The organism is Mesorhizobium sp. B2-4-15 (assembly GCF_006658505.1).
Classification (GTDB): domain Bacteria; phylum Pseudomonadota; class Alphaproteobacteria; order Rhizobiales; family Rhizobiaceae; genus Mesorhizobium.
On sequence record NZ_VFUZ01000036.1, the window covers coordinates 32,697 to 49,447 of the forward strand.

The window sequence follows — 16,751 nt, forward strand, 5'->3', positions numbered from 1 at the left end:
TCGTGCATTCCGGCGTTGGGTAGAGTATATAGGCTGAAGGTAGACAATTAGGAACCACGGTACCCGCATATGGCCCTCAGCATCAAGGATCGGGAAACGGAACTTCTGGCTCGCGAGCTCGCCCAGCGCACGGGTGAGACCATTACTGTTGCCACCAAGCGAGCGCTCGAGGAGCGACTGAAGAGGACAGGCTCTGATGCGCGCAAGGCAGCGCTGCTGGAGGATCTGGAGGCAATTCGCAAGCGCTTGAACGCGCTGCCGGTTCTCGACGATCGAACGCCCGATGAGATCATCGGCTATGACGAGAACGGAATTCCATCCTGATGGTCATCGATACGTCGGTTATCGCCGCAATCGCGTTCAATGAGCCGGAAGCCAGCGGTCTCCACGAGAAAATTGCCGACGATCCTGTGCGCCTGATATCGGCTGCGACGGTGCTTGAGGCAGCCATGGTCATCGAGGCGCGCCTCGGAGAAGCAGGCGGAGCGGATCTTGACCTTTGGCTGCACAAAGCGGAGGTGGGCATCGTGGCTGTGACCGCAGAGCACGCAGACCAGGCCCGCCGCGCCTGGCGCCGCTTTGGCAAGGGACGGCATCCAGCGGCGCTCAATTACGGCGACTGCTTCTCTTATGCCCTGGCCAAACTCTCCGGCGAACCGCTTCTTTTCAAGGGCGATGATTTCTCCCGAACGGACATCAAGGCTGCATGAGGATGGCTGACGACGGTCACGGATCATCGGCTTCCGGCGACGACGACATGCCCGACATCGTCGACGTCGTCATGGAGATGGGCCGCGCGCCGGAGGATCTCTCAGCCGACGCCCCCTCCCCTCCCCTTCCGGCCGTCCGACCCGGGCCGCGCGTTTCGGAGCATCTGGAGCGCCTGGCTGACCGCGCCCAGAACTATGTCGAGGCAGCAAGCTCGGCCAATACGCGGCGCGCCTATGCGGCCGACTGGAAGCATTTTGGGAGCTGGTGCCGCCGCCAGGGCATTGAGGTGTTTCCGCCTGATCCGCAGGTCATCGGGCTTTATATCACCGCCTGCGCGTCAGGTGCCGTCACGGGCGACAAGAGGCCGAACTCCGTGTCCACGATTGAACGCCGTCTGTCCTCGCTGACCTGGAATTATGCGCAACGTGGCCAGGCGCTCGACCGCAAGGACCGCCATATCGCGACTGTGATGGCCGGCATCCGCAACACCCACGCCGCGCCGCCCCGCCAGAAGGAGGCGGTGCTGCCCGAGGATCTGATCGCCATGCTGGAAACGCTCGACCGCGGAACCTTACGCGGCTTGCGCGACCGCGCCATGCTCCTTCTCGGCTTTACCGGCGGCCTGCGTCGCTCTGAGGTCGTCGGCCTGGATTGCGGCCGCGATCAAACCGAGGATTCTTCCGGCTGGATTGAGATTCTGGAAAAAGGCCTGCTGATCACATTGCGGGGAAAAACCGGCTGGCGTGAGGTCGAAATCGGCCGTGGTTCCTCCGACGCCACCTGCCCGGTTGTTGCCGTGCAAATCTGGCTGAAACTTGCTCGCATCGCCCATGGTCCCCTCTTCCGGCGCGTTACTGGCCAGGGCAAGGCCGTCGGCAGCAATCGCCTGAACGACCAGGAGGTCGCCCGACTTGTAAAGCGGACCGCCCTCGCCGCCGGCGTGCGTGGCGACTTGCCGGAAGGTCAGCGCGGAAAACTCTTTGCCGGCCATTCGCTTCGCGCCGGGCTGGCCTCCTCGGCCGAGGTCGACGAGCGCCATGTGCAAAAGCAACTTGGCCATGCTTCGGCCGAGATGACCCGAAAATATCAGCGACGGCGCGATCGGTTTCGGGTCAACCTCACCAAGGCGTCGGGGCTCTGAAAAGCCCCCTCCCCTCTTCCGGAAGACAAGGCCGCGGTGAAAAGCCGGCGCGTGGTCGCCTGTCGGCCGCGGCGCTCACTTGGAACGCGGCTCGCTTGCGTGCGGCTTGCTTGCCACAACCTCGCCGCGGACCAATGGCGCTTTCCGCCCCATCGCGAACGAGCTCTTGGATTCGTGCCCCTATGCTTTCGGTGTGATCAGCCGCACAGATGGAAAATATGTGAGATATCGTCCGGAATCGCGCGTAAGCAATGGAAGTTGGCCGACAGCCGCATGGGTACCAATGAAGAAGTCAGGCGACACGCCGGTCCGCCATAGCGGACTGCCAGCTCCGCGTAGATCATATCATTGATTGGCAGCGGCCCGTCGAGACTTGCCGCCTCAAGCTGAGCAACGGACCAGTCCGCCCAGTTCGGATCGTCCGTGACAAGATCAAGCAAAACATTGGTGTCGACCAGCGTCACGCTTCACCACGCGTCAGTGCCATGATCGCAGCGGTGTCGAGACCTTCACCGGCCTGGCCTCGCAATCTTGCAAAACGGCTAGGCTGTTTCTTGTCAGCTCGAGCAAGCACCACGCTGCCATCCGCGGCGCGATGGAATTCGACCCTGCTCCCGGGAACGATCCCCAAAAGATCCCGGACGGGTTTAGGGATCGTCACCTATCCCTTTGCTGTGACCGTAACGGTCATGTCTAGTCCTCGGTAAATGCCAGATTTCTTGAAGGTTTTTGCCTTGTCGACCGGATTTCAATCGTCGCTGCGCGCCAGTAAAAACGCCGTCCCCTATCCCTACCGCCAGGACAGCTGGTCTTTCGGCAATCGGCCGCTCGGATCGAATACGGTCACCTTGTGCGGCAGATCTGGCCCCCAGTCCCAAAGCACGAGATTGCGATCCTCCGCTTCAGCGCCCGGCGCAAAGCTCTGCACTAGAATGCCGGCAATGCCTTGAGACAGCAGGCGGTCATGGACACCCCACGAAGCCGGGCGTTTCCCGTCGCTGAGCGTGGTCGCCCAGGCGCAAGACATCTCATCGAGGGTGACGGACGCTTCTCCCCTCCCCTTCTCGGTTGTCAGGTCCACAATAGCCCCGCAATCGACCTCGTAGGAGCACAACACGCACGGATCGATCCGATACGCGAAGCCTTGATTGGCTTCCTTCACCGCCGTCATGACGGTCAGGGCCAGGTAAAGCGCCTGGACACCTTTGGGATTAAAGCGCGCGCCCCTGGTTGCGGCTCCCTCCCCGGATGTCGGCCTGAAGGCCCAACGTGGATCATGCGCCCTGTAGCAGGTTCCGACGAACCTCACGCAAAGCCGCCAAGAGCCATATGATCGAGATAGTCGCGAACGGCGCCGGCCTTGCCCTCCTTCACAAGCGCTTCAGCCGTACGCCCGCCGAATGCCGGAAGCGGCTGGGCTCGGTACCAGGCCATTGCCTGTTCCTTTCCGCCGGCCCAATCCGCGACACGACTTATGATTTCGAGCATTTCACGCAGGCGTCCCTGCGTCTTGACCGTGCGGCTTCGTTCCAATCGATAGAGCGTTTCGCGAGCCAGGCCCGCGGTCTCGGCCAGTTGCCCCTTGGACATTCCAAAGCCGTCCGCCACCTGGTCGATGCCGATTTTCCCGGCCTGGTCCATATAGGACAAAACCAAGGGTTCCATCTGCCCAGGTGCCTTGAGAGCCTGACTCATGAAGTCCACCGTCGCCACATCAATGGCCGCATTTATTGTACAAAAAATATGCCACCTTTCCCCCAATTTCAAGCGCCGGACGTCCTGGGCGGTTCGGTGCGCTCATCCTGTCATCCTCATGGTTGCCCCATTCGCCTTCAGTGCCGCCATCAGCATCGGCCCAACCGAAAACTGCCCTGCCCGCGCCTTCTCGGTCAGCACCCGCAGATATCCGCCGGCGGAATTGATGTGCTGGGCCCGTTGCAGGATACAGCCGATCACCACGGCGGCGGTCTCCTGGCCCATCGTGTGGCAGGCCTCCTCATAGGCCGACGGTGAGATCCCCAGATATCCGCGGACCTGGGCCGCCGTGATCATGAAATCGCGCCAACTGCCTATCCCCGCCACGGCATAATCGAGCATGTCCGGGCACGCCTTCAGCACCAGGCCAAGCGGGTAGGCTTTCGGCTTGTCGTTCCGCCCGATTGCTGGCTCGGCCGGCGCCATGCTTTCTTCCAAAGCAGGTTCAAATTCAAAGATAGAGTCGGTGTTTGAATCAGATTGCTGCCGCTCACTATGAGACTCATTGGCGCTCTGATTTGTGGAATTCATGAAGCTTTCCAGCATCCTATCGACTTCCTCGCGCAACGCGGCCATGTCGGCCACGATCGGCTCGAGATCGCGAAGGTCAGCGCGCCGTGGAATCGTGTCAACAATCGCCCTGAAGCGTCGCCAGATAGCTCCCCAGTCGCCCGTAGCGCCCTCCTCCACCGCCGCCTCGATCAGCTTCTGGATGTCGCGCCGCTGCAGGGTAAGGCGCTCGCGCATCAACCTCAGTGCCCGTCCTTCAGCCAGTACGCGCTCGGCGGCGAGGCGTATTTCATCAGCGCGCACCAGCAGGGGCGCCAGGGAAAAGCCGAAGGCTTCGTCGATCGCGCCATCCTTGCCTTTGCGAGCGTAGCGCTTGCCATTGGGGCTGTCGCGGCGAATGACAAGCCCGCAAGCGACCAGAGCCGCCAGGTTGCGCCTGAGCGTCGCGCCGGCCATTCCATGGGCACGCAAGGACAGTTGCGCGTTCGACGGGAACACCATGAGCCCGTTTTCCTCGCTCAACTCGCTGTCCGGATAGAACGACAGCAGCCCGTTCAGAACCGCCAGGGCGCGATCGCCAACACCTATGATGGTCTTGCCTTCGCAAAGCCAGCGATAGACCTGCCACTTGTCTACGCTGGCGCCTTGAGGAATTTCGCGCGTGCCGTTGCTGGCCTGCAGCAAGGCAAGCGTCATTGTTCGCCCACCGAAGGGCGTCACTCCCAGTCCCATTCTCATTGCCTTTGGCTAGGCAAAAGATCTCCGCTCGCCGAAACGGCGCCTAAAGCACTTGACAGTGATTCGCGGAAATGGGATTCTCAGAGTGCTTAGTTCAGAGAAAGGCTTCCGCAGCGGCAACGCTCGGGGGCTTTTTTCTTTTGCGGGTTCAGTCTCCTGTCTTGTTTTCGGCTTCCGACGCCCGGAAAGATTCGAAAAGCTCTCCGAGCCTGCCGGCAATGAATGCACCGAACGCTGACGCGTCCTTGGATTTCAGGGCGAGCGTAAACACTTTGCCGTTATCGGTGATCCTTGCCTTCACGGAATTGTCCTTCGGCGCCCAGGTGGTTTCCCGTGCTCGCGCCGGCGACGGTCTCGCCGTTTTGCCCGACGCTGCCAGGACATCAAAGAGCTGATTGAAGCGCGCATCGCTGTCGACCTGGCTGAAGGCATCGGTCTGGACAAATATCCTTGCCTTGGCGGAATTTGCCGGATGCTCCATGAGCTTGGCCAGCTGCCACCAGCGATCACGGCCAATCCCCTTGGCGGCGCCGATTGCCAGGATAATGTCTTCGGAAATGTTGTTCGAAACCGACCGCATCTTTGAAAACGTGGTGTCATCGAGCGTCAATGCCGACTTCACGACTTCCGGTGAGTGTCCGCTCTTGAGAATACGCTCACTGAAAAGCGTGCGCTCGATGAACGACAGGTTGGCTCTCGCGGCATTTTCCTGGCCTTGAGCGATCACATGGTCCTGATCGACCATTTGCTTGACGACGGCGCGAACAGGCCTACCCAGCGCACGGGCGACCTTGACGCGCCGATGCCCAAACACCGTTTGATAACGTCCTGACGACGACGGGTGTGGCCTCACCAGGATAGGAGAATCCTGACCCCGTTCGCGGATTGCCTGCACCAGTTCGGAGAATTCGCCGTCGTCGTCCCCGATGCGGTCCGATACGAACGACGTGTCGATCAGATCCGGATCGAGCTCGACGACCGAACTCTTCGACAGCTCTTCGAACGACTGGATGATGGAACGCGACGCACCACGCACCGCGTAGCTCGACACGTCCTTGTCTTGCTGCGCCGCAGCTGCGGAGCCCATGACGCTGCCAAATATGTCCTTGCGTGCCATTCAACCATTCCCGAAATCAGCTAGAGAGCTGATTTTGTGGACAAAAAAGCGCATTTTTACCGCAGTAAAAACAAGCCGCCATCACACCCTGCCCCAGGCGCGATGGACAAGAGAGACGATCTCGGCGTTGACCGCATCGAGTGACTCCATCGCCCGATCGTAGGTCGAGCGAGTGAACGCCGATTTCTCGACTTCATAGAGTGTCTGCTTGGTCAGGCCCGCATCCGATATCGCCGTCGACTTCAACATCGGGTGATCGAGGATCTGGCCGGCAAGCATTGACTGCATGAAGCCCACCATCTGAGCCTGCGGGATGTCCGTCGGTTCGTATCGCGTGATCAGGTAACGGAACCAGTCGAGCTGGATTTCAGCGCCCGCCCCTTTGATCGTCTTCAGGATCCCACCGAGCATCAGCAGAAACTGGCTCATGGACATGAGGTCGAGCATTTGCGGATGCACGGTGATCAGCACCGACGTTGCGGCCGACATGGCGGTCAAGGTCAGATATCCGAGCTGCGGCGGACAATCGACGACCACGACATCGTAACGATCGTCAACGTCCGCCAGCGCCTTGGCTATCCGCAGGAAGAACTGCCGGCCGGCATTGGACGATTTGTCCTGCATGGCAAGCGGCGTGTCGTATTCGTATTCCTGAAGCTCCAGATTGGCCGCGACGATGTCCAGGCCAGGGAAGTTCGTTGGGACGATGACGTCGGCTATCGACCTACGTTCTTCATCGTATCGTATCGCCTCATAGAGCGAGAGGTTGCGATCGAGTTCCGGCTGGAAGCCGTGGAGTGCCGACAACGAAGCTTGCGGATCCAAGTCGATGGCCAAGACCCTGTGGCCGGTCAGTGCCAGATGCTGGGCGAGGTGGGCCGCCGTCGTGGTCTTGCCGCTGCCACCCTTGAAATTGACAACCGCGATAACCTGCAGCTTGTCCCCCGGCTTGCGGTGGGGGACATATTTCTTCACATCGGTCCTGCCGTGGCGATCGAGAAAATGGCGAAGCTCCAGCATCTGTGCGGCAGTGTACGAGCGCCGGCCCGATGCTGCTTGATCGGGCAGGGGGCCCTTGCCTTCGAGATGGAGCCGTTTCAGATTGTTCTGCGAAACGCCAAGGTAGTGCGCAACCTCGGCCATCGAAAACGGACGCAGGGTTTTCGTCGCATTGGGGGGAAATTTCTCCATGCGCAGCTGATTGAGCCTGCGCGAAATTTCGGCCCCATGCTCGAGGATCTTGTCGTCGAACTCGAAGACAGGAAGTCGCATGGCGATATTCATTCTTTTCGAAACCTGAATTGGCGCTTTTTGGAGACAAAGTACCCAACAACCGCCATTAAGCTCCGATTCGGCCGCAGCAGCAAGAAGTTTTGGGTTAACAAGAAGTTAACAACCTTCGATCGGTTCCGCGCTGAAAATGCAGGGCCGTCGAGTTTAGTGCGCTGTTTTCATTGGCATTCGTCAAGGAATTTACCGCAGTAAACTCCAGCGACGCCGCTGGACTATCCACTTGGCCGTGCGCACGGTCTGGAATCACCTGCCATTGGTGCGCCGGGAAACCAGCCCGCCAATCCCTTGTAGAAGGTCCCGCCTTCACCGACTTCTGCGTCCATCAGGCGTTCGCCGCCCTCTTCATCTGACCGACATTTCCGCCTGACTCAGTCACTTGAATGTTCATCAGCCAACGATCGGCGAGAGCCACGGCGGGCCTTCATCACTACAAAGCGGCTGGCGGCGGCGTGTCTTGTCGAATACGTCCGCACATCACGCGAGCAAGGCGAGGGCCTGTCGCCAAGCTGCTGGAAAAGAAACCACCGGCGATGCCGCAGCGCTAGTCCGTGAGAACCTGCAGCCTACCACGTGCTCGGCTAACCCCACCCGGCTTCGCCTTTACCAGTTCCTGCCAGGGCCCGCGACGGCGAGACGGGCGTATTCGGCAATCAGTTTATGAGCGTGCCGAAGCAGAACCTCGAAGTGCATCCAACCGATCCAAAGCGCCTAGTCCCCTTGGCCAGCCAAGCCCATGGGAGAAACCCGGTTCAGGTCGCGCTTGTCGCGACCTTCACGCATCACCCGGCGAAACAATGTGCATTTGGACCTCGCCGCTGCGCTGGCGAGGATGCTTCGGTGCGCCCAACAATGGGCACGGCTCGATCGGCCACGCATAGCCGGGGCAGGGGACTGTTTCAAAGTATCGCATCCGCAACCGTGGGGCACGCTACCGGCCGAGCTTGCCCGCCCACCGCTCCCGACCCCGAGGGCGCGATCCCGAAAATGCTGGACGGATTCGAAGAGCTTCCCCGAGCCGAAGCTTGACTAGAAAGTGCATAGACAAATCGGAGCAAGCCACCGCCGATGCAATCCGCTGAGAACGCTGCCGTTGGCCTCGTCAAAGATTCCACGACAACGCCGGCGCCGCGTGCCCGCCCAAAGGCTCAAGGCCACGCAACATCGTTGATGCCTTCATATCGAAGGGATGAAGGGGAGGGACCGGGATACAACTGGCGTGTTTCGGCCGCCCAAGGCCGCTACATCTACGCTGCGACCGTCGGCGAGGCGGCCTATCTCCTCAGGCCAAAGAAACTGAGCACTGCGAGAATAACGACGACCAGCCCTACAATATAGATAATGCTGTGCATGACCTATCTCCAAACTCTTTGCCCTCGGCCCCGTCCAAGTTCCGTGTCTGTGGTCGAGAGTTGATGCCGGAGGCACTATCGAGTGCCCTCTGACCGAGGATGAACACTTAGAAGCTTCTAATGTTCCGCCTGACGCGGTGGAGGCTCAGAACCCTGCCGCGCAGCGGCATTTGACGGCGTCGGTCGAAACAGCAGATCGGTTTGGCGGGGCGTATATGAAAGGGATCGACGCGATGTTGCCCGCACAGGGATGACCATAACGCAATCCATGTGCACCCCGTTGGCAAGCGCCCGAGCCCCTACCTCCAGTGGCGGCACCCTCGTTTATCTGCCGCGGTCTGTTCGGGGTGAAATGGCGGTGCCGATTGCGCGTGGCTAACGTCTTCTTCTCGTGAGCCTCAGCTCCACTTGATGCGGCAAGGTTCATTGCGGGCTAAAGATAGCAGTTTTTATTAGAAATCCCTTTTTTAGCCCCCCATAATCGCATACGCTGACGGAACGTTGACCAACCGTCAACGCAGCCGGCTAATGGCCTGTCGCGAGGCGCCTGGAACCGCTGTCAACATCCCAGAACCGTGGCATGTGCGAACCGTTGGAATGGCATTCGGGGAGGAAATAAGATGCCAAGGGTTTCAGAACTGTTCTTTAAAACAGCAATAGTGTTCCTCATCCTGGGGATTGGAGCCGGTCTGCAGATGGCGATCTCGGGCGATCACGGGGCCTTCCCCGCACACGCCCATATCAACCTGTTGGGATGGGTGACAAGCGCGATATTCGGCGGGTACTACGCACTGAATCCGGCCAAGGCCGCGCGCCGAATCGCCATGATCCACTATGGCCTCTACACCCTTGGTATCGTCATTATGCTTCCGGCGCTGTATCTCATGATGCAGAGCGGAAGGACGGAGCTCGAACCGGTCGTCGCCGGCGGATCGCTAATTGTGGCCGCGGCGGTTTTGATATTTGCCTTCGTGGTTTTTTCGACCGAGACGGCGCGCTCGGTTGCTGGATTGTCAACAGCGCCACGCTGAAATCCGCGCTATAGCCGCCCCGCTCGGGGTAGGTGTCGGAATGCAGAGGGCCGGGCCACCGTCTTCGGGCCTTGGGCCAACCTGGGTTTGGCAACACGCGGCAATCGAGCAAGTTTGCCGGTTGCGCTCCCGGCTGCCGCTCCTGGTACGCGTCTTACACCAACGAGGCGGGCTGACATGGCTGGCAACCGATTTGGTGCTAAGCTACGGAACTTGCTAGCGAATCGCGGAGTCGTATTCTTCGTCACAGCCGACGCGGGAGCGCTGGTGAGATCCCAGTTGTTCTTGTCCCGTCATTTCCTTTTCCTCGCAGCTTTGGCGTTTTGACCGGTGGCGGCTGGCGTCCTGGCATCTTTCGAATGCGCGGCGGTCGCCGGGCCCGCGCCGGTGGCCCGGCGCATATCGCCACCTTTTGGCCGGCGCGGATTTCTTGCCGAACGGCGCTGCGAACAATTTGCCCAAGAATCCCATTCCGACCTACTCGAATGCCTGTCCTCGTCGACTTGTATCCCTGCCCATCCGGCACGCTTCGCCAGCAAAGGTACGATATCCTGCGAATCTGCGCCGCGGGTCGTCAGTCAGCGGGCGGTGCGGCACTCGTTGATAGCCGCGATCATGCGATCGAATCCAACCAGCAAGAGGGGCTGACGGGCGCTCTTGACCTGCGATTCGGTTCGCCACCAATTTCCTCCACGCCTGGATTTCGGATCATCTCCCGAAAGGGGCTGTCGACGATCCGGCGATGATAGGCGATCTGCTCGATGAGGCCCGAAAATCGGCTCACCGCCAACGTATGGCCGATAGCGAGATCGAGCACGAGGTTGTCGACGTGTATCAGGTCCTTGCACAGCCTATAACGCACCGCGACGGCTGCCTCGCAGGCTGAGTAAGCGTTTGCTCATCATGAGCACCTGCGTCGCGTCTCATGAACCCGCTGCTGCGGCGAAGCAGTTCGCTCGTTGTCGAGGGATGAACGAGAAAGTCGAGGATCTCTTCGCCAAGCTCAGGTCGGCCAACTATCAGAGGTCGTTGTCAGCTTGTCGCGGACGTTCCTTTCGGTCTTCGCGGCCGTGTTGCGCACGACATCGCTCACCTTGTCCACAAGGGAGGCGGAATCTCCGCTGACGCCCTTGTTATCGGCCTCTTCCTTCAGCGTACGATAGGCGTCGGCGGCGACTTCCTTGGCGCCGTCCACCCCTTGGGACAACAGTTCGTTCGCCTTGTCGCGAATGTTTTCGCTTGTTTGCCCGAGTTGCTGGTCTTCAAAATCGGTGTGCGGCAACAGCGCTCCGACAGCGGTGCCCAACGCCAATCCCAGAGCGGCAAGCACAAGGGGTTCCTGGCTCAGCATATCGGCTGCCGCGGTGGTTACCTTGGTGGCCTGTTCAACGGTCGCGGACCCGTATCTGGCGGCACCGCCCGAAGCTTCGCGAGCGGCCGCCGAAACGCTGGCGGTGATCCCTTCGACTGCATCGCCGACCATCGACACCGCCTGTCCGGGAGCGTCCAACAGGGCGTCGGTGATCCCGCCCTCCGGCGAGCTGGCGCCCGTCGCTGCGGGTTCACGCTCCACCGGACCCGACCCCCAGCTTTGCCGCTTGATTGATCCGTCCGGCTGGGGGAGCGCCGCGCCTTGCCCTGCCATCAGCCAGAGCAATCCGACGCCGACTAACGCGACCGGCAGCGGATTGGCCGCGACCTGCGACTTCAAGGTCGCGAACATCGAACCGCTGTCCCCAGCGGTCAACAACCCTGAAAATTCGTCGATGAGCTGACCTGGCGTCATTTTGTTGCGAATGGATTCGGCCGTATCGGACACTCTTGCGCGCGCAATTTCGGCTTCGCGTTGAAGTTCAGCGGATGTTTTCTCAGTCATTTCACTTGATCCTTGATGACGCCAGCATCGCGCTTGAGTTGGCCAGCGGTGCGATCCGGCGCGAGTTCGGACGGTTTCATGGCAGCCGAGCCAGTGCGGATGAGAACGACGCCGACAATGGCGACCACCACGCCCACCAGCAACGAAGACCATCCCGGGCCGAGCGCCGTCTTCGACAGCGCGATCACCAGTGCCTGAAGCAGAACAAGCAGTGCGGCCATCAGGCAGATGGCTCCGCCAAGCACCTCTATTGCACCGGCACCAGCCTTCTCGGCCTTTTCGGAAAGCTCGGTCCGAAGCAGTCTTCCTTCGGTCTGCAGCAGCGTTGCGATCTGCTGCGACAGATCGCTGATGAGGCTCATCAAGCTTCGCTCGTCCTGGCCCGGGGTCATGACTGGGTCCTCGGAGCATCCGTATCGACAGCCGTCCTATCAGCAGCCCTGGGGGCGGTGCTCTTGAGGAAGCGACCCAGTGCGAGGCCGGCGACAACCGCCCCGCCGATCAGGACCCCTGGGTTCCGACTTCCAAATGTCCGCACCTCGGTGAGGACGTCTTCGAAAGGTTTGTCCTTGAGGGACGCCGACATGCGTTCCAGTCCGCCGGCCGCGTCCATGGCGAATTTGGAGGCCGCCCGTTGATCGCTGTTGGCCAGATACTCGCCGGCTGCCCTGATGGCGCCGCCGAATGCCGCGATCGCATTGGTGAGGTTGTTTTGGGCGCCCTGGGCCTGATCCATAAGAGCCTCCTTACCCTCCGCGGCGACGTCCCTGGCTTTCTCGGCGATCTCGTCCTTTGCCGCGGCAACCGCGTCGGCGGCCTTGGTTTGGACATCGCTTAACTGGCCGCCGACCTCGGTGCGCGTGAGATCGGAGTTCTTTTCAGGATTGGTGTTCATGTCAGTCTTCCATGTCGAGCCTGCCGTCAGCGGAGGCCTAGAAACGAAAGGACCGCAAGCACGACGACAATCAGGCCAATCAGGTAAATGACGCTGTTCATGTGCAGGCTCCTTTTCACCGAGCAACTTGCGACGTGGGCAAGCGTTCCGAACCGTCGAAATTATTTAGGTGCCGCTGACATGCTGTGCGTTACAGCAGGTTCCAAGCTTGAAGCGTTCTCGACGGTAGTTCTGTTTTCAGCGGGAATCCGTCGGCCGCGACCAACGGCACGTTCGAGGAACCATGACAGGCGCCTGAGACAGGTTGAACCCGACCCCCTTGCACCCAATTTGGCAACTGCAGCTGATCTTCGACCAGGAGGCGAGCGCCACCTCGGCTTCCGGTTGTGCTCGGGTACCGCCTCCGCGCGGCAAAGAATTCCACAATAGGAGAGCAGATGGGGCAACACAGGAGTGAGACTTGAACACTATCGCGAGCGCCGACCTGATCGGTTTGACTGCCGACATCGTGGCCGCTTACGTTCAAAACAATTCAGTACCGGCTGCGGCTCTGCCCGATCTGATCGCCACGGGCGCAGGCTCGAAAGTGGATTCGTGGGTCGGCACCGGGCCGAACGGGCGTTACGAGGTTGCGACGGCCATTGACGCGCAGACACTGGAGGCACATTCTAGGCAGAGTGGGTGTTCGCGCCAGGAGCTGATTGCGAGGATCACAACGGATCTGCCGGATGCCATCAACCAGATGACCCAAACGGCAACCTGCCAGCAGATCACCGAACGAATGCCTCGGACGGGCTGACCCTGCTCGACGATGTGCCACAGACCTGGGGCGGATGCCGAAACGATAAGGGCACGCCATGAGACATGTTCCTCATATTCTATTGAGTTTACTCATCGCGATGATGCCCACATCGCTGCTCGGTGCTCAGGGATGGCAAGCCTTCGGGATCAAGCATTTTGGCTTCGTGTTCGATGTTCCACCTGGGTTTGTGCTAACTCAGCGTTCTGATCAAGGGGCAGCCTTCGAGGGCAAAGACAAAGCATTTCTGGCAGTCTGGGGCGCGCAACTCGGCAAGGCGAGTTTTCGCACCGAGATCGAGCATCGCATGGCAGTAAACGAGGCCGACGGCTGGAAGTTGACCTATAAGCGAGTGACGCCTCAATGGGCCAGCTATTCGGGCCTGAAGGACGGCCACATCCTGTATGTTCGCGCGATCAAAGTCTGCGGGGACCGCGCAGCCCTGTTTTCCGTCAACTATAGCAGCGACGAAAAGCTCCCCTATGATCCGCTTGTCGTTCGCATGGTAAGATCGCTAAGGGCCGACGGTTGTTAACCGGGGTGGCATACGACGCTGCTTGCCCGCTCTGCTCGTAAGGTACCTCATCGACCTACTGTCGGCTCGGTCCTCATATGTGGCAACCTTCAGCCATGATAGCGGTGAGCCCCTGTTGATCCGACAGGCGCCCAGTGTTCCCGCGGTCCGAGCGCCGTGGAGCGGCGCTCGTAGCCACAGGCTATGGACGGCGCGGCGGGTGCTGGCCTGCGCTTCGGTGCAACATCTGGTGCCTTCGCCCGCAATGAGGGCTCCAGAATTTGCCGCAGGGCCGGACACCGGATCTCGATCTGCTCCTGCTGATCCGGCGGAAGCTCGGCCATCATATCGCGAATTGTTCGAGGCAGTCTCATCCCGTAAAGGTTGCGGCGACATATGTTCCGCTGATTAACCGGGATTTTGGGTTCCGCAACGCCTGGGCAAATGGAACGATCCGGTGAGCGCTGAGACTGGTAGGACGCTGCGCAGCTCCCACTCTGGTCAGTTGGGCCCGAGACGGTAGGTCATCCCATCCCCCGTCCAGTCGGGCCGCCTGAGCCGCTCCAGCCCCAGTGGGCTACCGTGCAATCCATCTGCTTGCTTGAGGTGCAACAATTGGTTGAAACCGGGTCGACTCGGCGGTTAGGCCGGAATTTCTCTATCAATCGTGAGCTCGATGACCGCCCCGGTACTCTCCCAGGCAATATCGACACGGCCAAGTTGGCTGGCCGCCAGACGGATCAAGCGACCGCCGAAACCCTCCCTTGGCGTTTTACTAGGCGGCGGTCCGCCAGCCTCTCGCCATTGCATGACCATTTTGCCGTCCCGATTGGAACAAGCGATCTTCACTGACCCCTCCGCAGTCGAGAGGCCGCCATACTTGGCAGCATTGGTGGCGAATTCATGCAGCAGCAGAGACAGAGGTGTAATCAGTGTGGAGGGCACAGACATATCGACGCCGTTGATCGCCCAGCGTGGGTGCTCGTTCGCATCGTCGTGATAGGGTGCCAGAATCGCGGCCAATAAAGCATGTAGGCTCGTGGCGGCTGACTCTGATCGACCCTCTGACGCGCGCATCGTCAGGGCATGCGCCCGCGCCAAGGCACCAAGACGGTCCGATACGATCGAGGCGAGAGCGGCTGGCGTCTCCGCGGCAGATGCGCTCAAATTGACGATACTGCTGGTGATGGCGAAGAGGTTTTTCACGCGATGATCCATCTCGCGAAGTAACATCTGCTGTTGCTGTTGCGCGCGCAGTCGTTCTGAGGTGTCACGCGCGATCTTAGAGATCCCCACAATCGCGCCCGAGGCGTCCGCAATGGGGGAAACCGTGAGAGAGACGGGAAGCGTGCTTCCGTCTTTGCGCAGACGGATGGTCTCGTAGTGCTCGACGTGATCGCCGGCGCGGACGCGCGCAAGGATCTCCGGCTCCTCGTGCTGGAGATCGGGTGGACTGAGCAACATGACAGAGCGCCCAATCATTTCGTCTCGCTTGTAACCGAAGAGCCGACTGGCGCTGCTGTTCCAGTCGGTAATTATGCCAGTGGGCTCCATTGCGATGATGGCATCATCCGACGATTCCACGAGCGCGCTCAATCGCCGCGCGATCGCGTCGGAGTGGTCTCGCTCGATCGCAAAACCGAGCTGCCGGGCGATCGTTAATGCGAGTTCGCATTCCCCAGTGGTGAAGTGATGGGGCAGCGGATAGTAGACCATGAACTTGCCGATCAGCTCCCGGGCGCTGACAAGTGGGATGAATGCTAGCGCTTCGATACCTTCGCCGAGAATCGTCTCGACGAGGTGCTGAGGCTCGCCACTGTGACGAATATCCTCCACAAAGATCGGTTCGACGTCGCGCTGACCAGCCGCCCAAGGCGAATGGCCCTCAACAGCGCCTTTGTATTGTTCAGATAGAGAGCGCGAGGCGACGAAGCACATGATGCCTTGGCTGTCGAATCTCAAGATCGAGGCGCGCGAGCATCCGAGAATTTCGCATATTGCATCCAGCGCGGCCTCGTAGACCTCGATCAGGCCCGTTGCGTGATAAAGTCGGTCTGTGAGGCGATAGAGGGCGGACTGCTCACGAGCGATGTCGCTGTCGGGCTGTCCTCGCTCGCCGATGTGTCTGGCCGCGCGATTCGATCTCCCTTGCTGCATCCCCAACCCCGCGGCGCTGATTATAATTCGGCCAGGCAAAGCTTTTCGATTATCCGAAGAACATAGCTTAGCGCCGAAGCTAATCATTGCCCAGAGGAACTATGCGTCTGCTGCGGCTGCTCGGCGAAATCCCATAGCACCGGGTGATGCGCCATCTCCGAAAGTCTCTCAAGCAGCCGCTGATTGGACGGCGGCCGGCATGGCCGGGCTTCTGGCTCACCCTGGCCGGCGCGGTGACGGCGATGGTCCCGGTTTCGCTTGGAAGCGCTTCCGTGCTCTAAACATTCTACCCGCCCTTGATCGGGAGCGCCTTCTATTACATCGGCGTCGTGCTGGTGGTGAACCGTCTGATCGGCTTTCTTGCGGACGAGTGCTGCGCGGACGTGGCCTGCAATTCATCCCAGAAAGAGGCAGAAGCTGTAGCTTGATCTCTTTTTAATTCTTATTTCCGAGGCCCGCAGATCGGTGTGCCGTCTTTGGGTCGCAGGCGAGTTCGCGCGGGCAATCTTTGGCCCGGACGGACTTTCCGCTTTGGCCCGCTTTTTAGTTCATCAACTCTTGCGAGGCGAAAAATGCCCGCAACCTGACATATATCGCGCTCGGACAGGGAAGAATGTTCGCCGGCTGCGAGGCGCACTCTCCAAGCCTATTCAAGCTGGCCGAAGCACATCGGCCCCTGCTCTGGTTTCCCTAGTCGAATCCAAAGGGCGGCCAGGAGAGGCGCTGCCCACATCGACAGGCCGGCCGGAATCCATATCACCAATCCTGTTGATGGCAGTAGCCTGGAGCGAGTTTACGTCGAGACAGGAACGATCCTCATTCTCCTGCATTCTTCCTAGGCTCCGTTCAACTTCTCTTGCCGAGG

At 60.2% G+C, this 16,751-nt stretch carries 17 protein-coding genes and 3 pseudogenes; 8 read left to right on the top strand and 12 right to left on the bottom strand.

Going from position 1 to position 16,751, the window contains the following annotated elements; translation table 11 throughout:
- Positions 1-69 precede the first annotated feature (69 nt).
- From FJ930_RS27675 to FJ930_RS27685, 3 genes are read left to right on the top strand one after another with little or no spacing between them, the layout of a single operon-like run.
- Complete coding sequence (locus tag FJ930_RS27675) at positions 70-324, top strand: type II toxin-antitoxin system VapB family antitoxin (protein ID WP_140745307.1); 255 nt, start codon at positions 70-72, stop codon at positions 322-324.
- Positions 324-710, top strand: coding sequence for a type II toxin-antitoxin system VapC family toxin (locus FJ930_RS27680; RefSeq protein ID WP_140745309.1), 387 nt, complete (start codon positions 324-326; stop codon positions 708-710). Before FJ930_RS27675 ends, FJ930_RS27680 begins: the two co-directional genes overlap by 1 nt.
- Positions 707-1,852, top strand: coding sequence for a site-specific integrase (locus tag FJ930_RS27685; protein WP_140745311.1), 1,146 nt, complete (start codon positions 707-709; stop codon positions 1,850-1,852). The genes FJ930_RS27680 and FJ930_RS27685 overlap by 4 nt, the downstream gene beginning before the upstream one ends.
- A 180-nt stretch (positions 1,853-2,032) precedes the next feature.
- Here the strand turns inward: FJ930_RS27685 and FJ930_RS27690 are convergent.
- From FJ930_RS27690 to repA, 7 genes and pseudogenes are all read right to left on the bottom strand, one after another.
- Positions 2,033-2,316: pseudogene (locus tag FJ930_RS27690) on the bottom strand (DNA-binding protein).
- A complete protein-coding gene (locus FJ930_RS27695; protein ID WP_246677058.1) occupies positions 2,313-2,513 on the bottom strand; it encodes an AbrB/MazE/SpoVT family DNA-binding domain-containing protein in 201 nt (66 codons plus the stop codon). The pseudogene FJ930_RS27690 and the gene FJ930_RS27695 overlap by 4 nt, the downstream one beginning before the upstream one ends.
- 129 nt (positions 2,514-2,642) lie before the next feature.
- Positions 2,643-3,161 (bottom strand): RES family NAD+ phosphorylase, encoded by a 519-nt coding sequence (locus tag FJ930_RS27700; RefSeq protein ID WP_140745313.1) that lies wholly within the window; start codon positions 3,159-3,161, stop codon positions 2,643-2,645.
- Positions 3,158-3,547 carry an antitoxin Xre/MbcA/ParS toxin-binding domain-containing protein gene (locus FJ930_RS27705; RefSeq protein WP_140745393.1) on the bottom strand — a complete coding sequence of 130 codons (390 nt, stop codon included), beginning with the start codon at positions 3,545-3,547 and terminating at the stop codon, positions 3,158-3,160. Before FJ930_RS27705 ends, FJ930_RS27700 begins: the two co-directional genes overlap by 4 nt.
- Before the next feature lie 102 nt (positions 3,548-3,649).
- Positions 3,650-4,855, bottom strand: coding sequence for a plasmid replication protein RepC (gene repC / locus FJ930_RS27710; protein ID WP_141840907.1), 1,206 nt, complete (start codon positions 4,853-4,855; stop codon positions 3,650-3,652).
- A gap of 148 nt (positions 4,856-5,003) precedes the next feature.
- A complete protein-coding gene (repB, locus tag FJ930_RS27715) occupies positions 5,004-5,972 on the bottom strand; it encodes a plasmid partitioning protein RepB (protein ID WP_140745317.1) in 969 nt (322 codons plus the stop codon).
- A gap of 81 nt (positions 5,973-6,053) precedes the next feature.
- Positions 6,054-7,256, bottom strand: coding sequence for a plasmid partitioning protein RepA (repA, locus tag FJ930_RS27720; protein WP_140745319.1), 1,203 nt, complete (start codon positions 7,254-7,256; stop codon positions 6,054-6,056).
- Positions 7,257-9,234: 1,978 nt separating this feature from the next.
- Here repA and FJ930_RS27725 point away from each other — a divergent pair.
- Positions 9,235-9,645: a cbb3-type cytochrome c oxidase subunit I gene (locus FJ930_RS27725; RefSeq protein ID WP_140745321.1), complete on the top strand. Its 411-nt coding sequence runs from the start codon at positions 9,235-9,237 to the stop codon at positions 9,643-9,645.
- A gap of 613 nt (positions 9,646-10,258) precedes the next feature.
- Here the strand turns inward: FJ930_RS27725 and FJ930_RS30640 are convergent.
- The 4 genes from FJ930_RS30640 to FJ930_RS27745 form a co-directional block, all read right to left on the bottom strand.
- Positions 10,259-10,507: a hypothetical protein gene (locus tag FJ930_RS30640; protein WP_246677059.1), complete on the bottom strand. Its 249-nt coding sequence runs from the start codon at positions 10,505-10,507 to the stop codon at positions 10,259-10,261.
- A gap of 141 nt (positions 10,508-10,648) precedes the next feature.
- Positions 10,649-11,521, bottom strand: a complete 873-nt coding sequence (locus tag FJ930_RS27735) for a hypothetical protein (protein ID WP_140745323.1) — start codon at positions 11,519-11,521, stop codon at positions 10,649-10,651.
- Positions 11,518-11,883 (bottom strand): phage holin family protein, encoded by a 366-nt coding sequence (locus FJ930_RS27740; protein ID WP_246677060.1) that lies wholly within the window; start codon positions 11,881-11,883, stop codon positions 11,518-11,520. The genes FJ930_RS27735 and FJ930_RS27740 overlap by 4 nt, the downstream gene beginning before the upstream one ends.
- Before the next feature lie 26 nt (positions 11,884-11,909).
- Entirely contained in the window at positions 11,910-12,416 is a 507-nt protein-coding gene (locus FJ930_RS27745) for a hypothetical protein (RefSeq protein WP_140745326.1), read from the bottom strand.
- A gap of 460 nt (positions 12,417-12,876) precedes the next feature.
- Here FJ930_RS27745 and FJ930_RS30645 point away from each other — a divergent pair.
- The 3 genes and pseudogenes from FJ930_RS30645 to FJ930_RS27755 form a co-directional block, all read left to right on the top strand.
- Positions 12,877-12,984: pseudogene (locus FJ930_RS30645) on the top strand (MucR family transcriptional regulator); the annotation flags it as partial.
- Between the two features lie 18 nt (positions 12,985-13,002).
- Positions 13,003-13,215, top strand: coding sequence for a YidB family protein (locus tag FJ930_RS30650; RefSeq protein WP_246677062.1), 213 nt, complete (start codon positions 13,003-13,005; stop codon positions 13,213-13,215).
- Between the two features lie 58 nt (positions 13,216-13,273).
- Complete coding sequence (locus tag FJ930_RS27755) at positions 13,274-13,750, top strand: hypothetical protein (protein ID WP_140745328.1); 477 nt, start codon at positions 13,274-13,276, stop codon at positions 13,748-13,750.
- 621 nt (positions 13,751-14,371) lie between these two features.
- Here FJ930_RS27755 and FJ930_RS27760 read toward each other — a convergent pair.
- A complete protein-coding gene (locus FJ930_RS27760) occupies positions 14,372-15,886 on the bottom strand; it encodes a PAS domain S-box protein (protein WP_181176465.1) in 1,515 nt (504 codons plus the stop codon).
- A 164-nt stretch (positions 15,887-16,050) separates the two neighbouring features.
- On the opposite strand from FJ930_RS27760, the pseudogene FJ930_RS30655 reads away from it, so the two are divergent.
- A pseudogene (locus tag FJ930_RS30655) lies at positions 16,051-16,227 on the top strand (cytochrome C oxidase subunit I); the annotation flags it as partial.
- Positions 16,228-16,751: the final 524 nt, after the last annotated feature.

Bases quoted from the DNA above. Each gene is read 5' to 3' on its own strand.
- FJ930_RS27675 (WP_140745307.1), top strand. From the start codon at position 70: ATGGCCCTCAGCATCAAGGATCGGGAAACGGAACTTCTGGCTCGCGAG.
- FJ930_RS27680 (WP_140745309.1), top strand. From the start codon at position 324: ATGGTCATCGATACGTCGGTTATCGCCGCAATCGCGTTCAATGAGCCG.
- FJ930_RS27685 (WP_140745311.1), top strand. From the start codon at position 707: ATGAGGATGGCTGACGACGGTCACGGATCATCGGCTTCCGGCGACGAC.
- FJ930_RS27705 (WP_140745393.1), bottom strand. From the start codon at position 3,547: ATGAGTCAGGCTCTCAAGGCACCTGGGCAGATGGAACCCTTGGTTTTG.
- repC (WP_141840907.1), bottom strand. From the start codon at position 4,855: ATGAGAATGGGACTGGGAGTGACGCCCTTCGGTGGGCGAACAATGACG.
- repB (WP_140745317.1), bottom strand. From the start codon at position 5,972: ATGGCACGCAAGGACATATTTGGCAGCGTCATGGGCTCCGCAGCTGCG.
- repA (WP_140745319.1), bottom strand. From the start codon at position 7,256: ATGAATATCGCCATGCGACTTCCTGTCTTCGAGTTCGACGACAAGATC.
- FJ930_RS27725 (WP_140745321.1), top strand. From the start codon at position 9,235: ATGCCAAGGGTTTCAGAACTGTTCTTTAAAACAGCAATAGTGTTCCTC.
- FJ930_RS27735 (WP_140745323.1), bottom strand. From the start codon at position 11,521: ATGACTGAGAAAACATCCGCTGAACTTCAACGCGAAGCCGAAATTGCG.
- FJ930_RS27740 (WP_246677060.1), bottom strand. From the start codon at position 11,883: ATGAGCCTCATCAGCGATCTGTCGCAGCAGATCGCAACGCTGCTGCAG.
- FJ930_RS27745 (WP_140745326.1), bottom strand. From the start codon at position 12,416: ATGAACACCAATCCTGAAAAGAACTCCGATCTCACGCGCACCGAGGTC.
- FJ930_RS27755 (WP_140745328.1), top strand. From the start codon at position 13,274: ATGAGACATGTTCCTCATATTCTATTGAGTTTACTCATCGCGATGATG.
- FJ930_RS27760 (WP_181176465.1), bottom strand. From the start codon at position 15,886: ATGCAGCAAGGGAGATCGAATCGCGCGGCCAGACACATCGGCGAGCGA.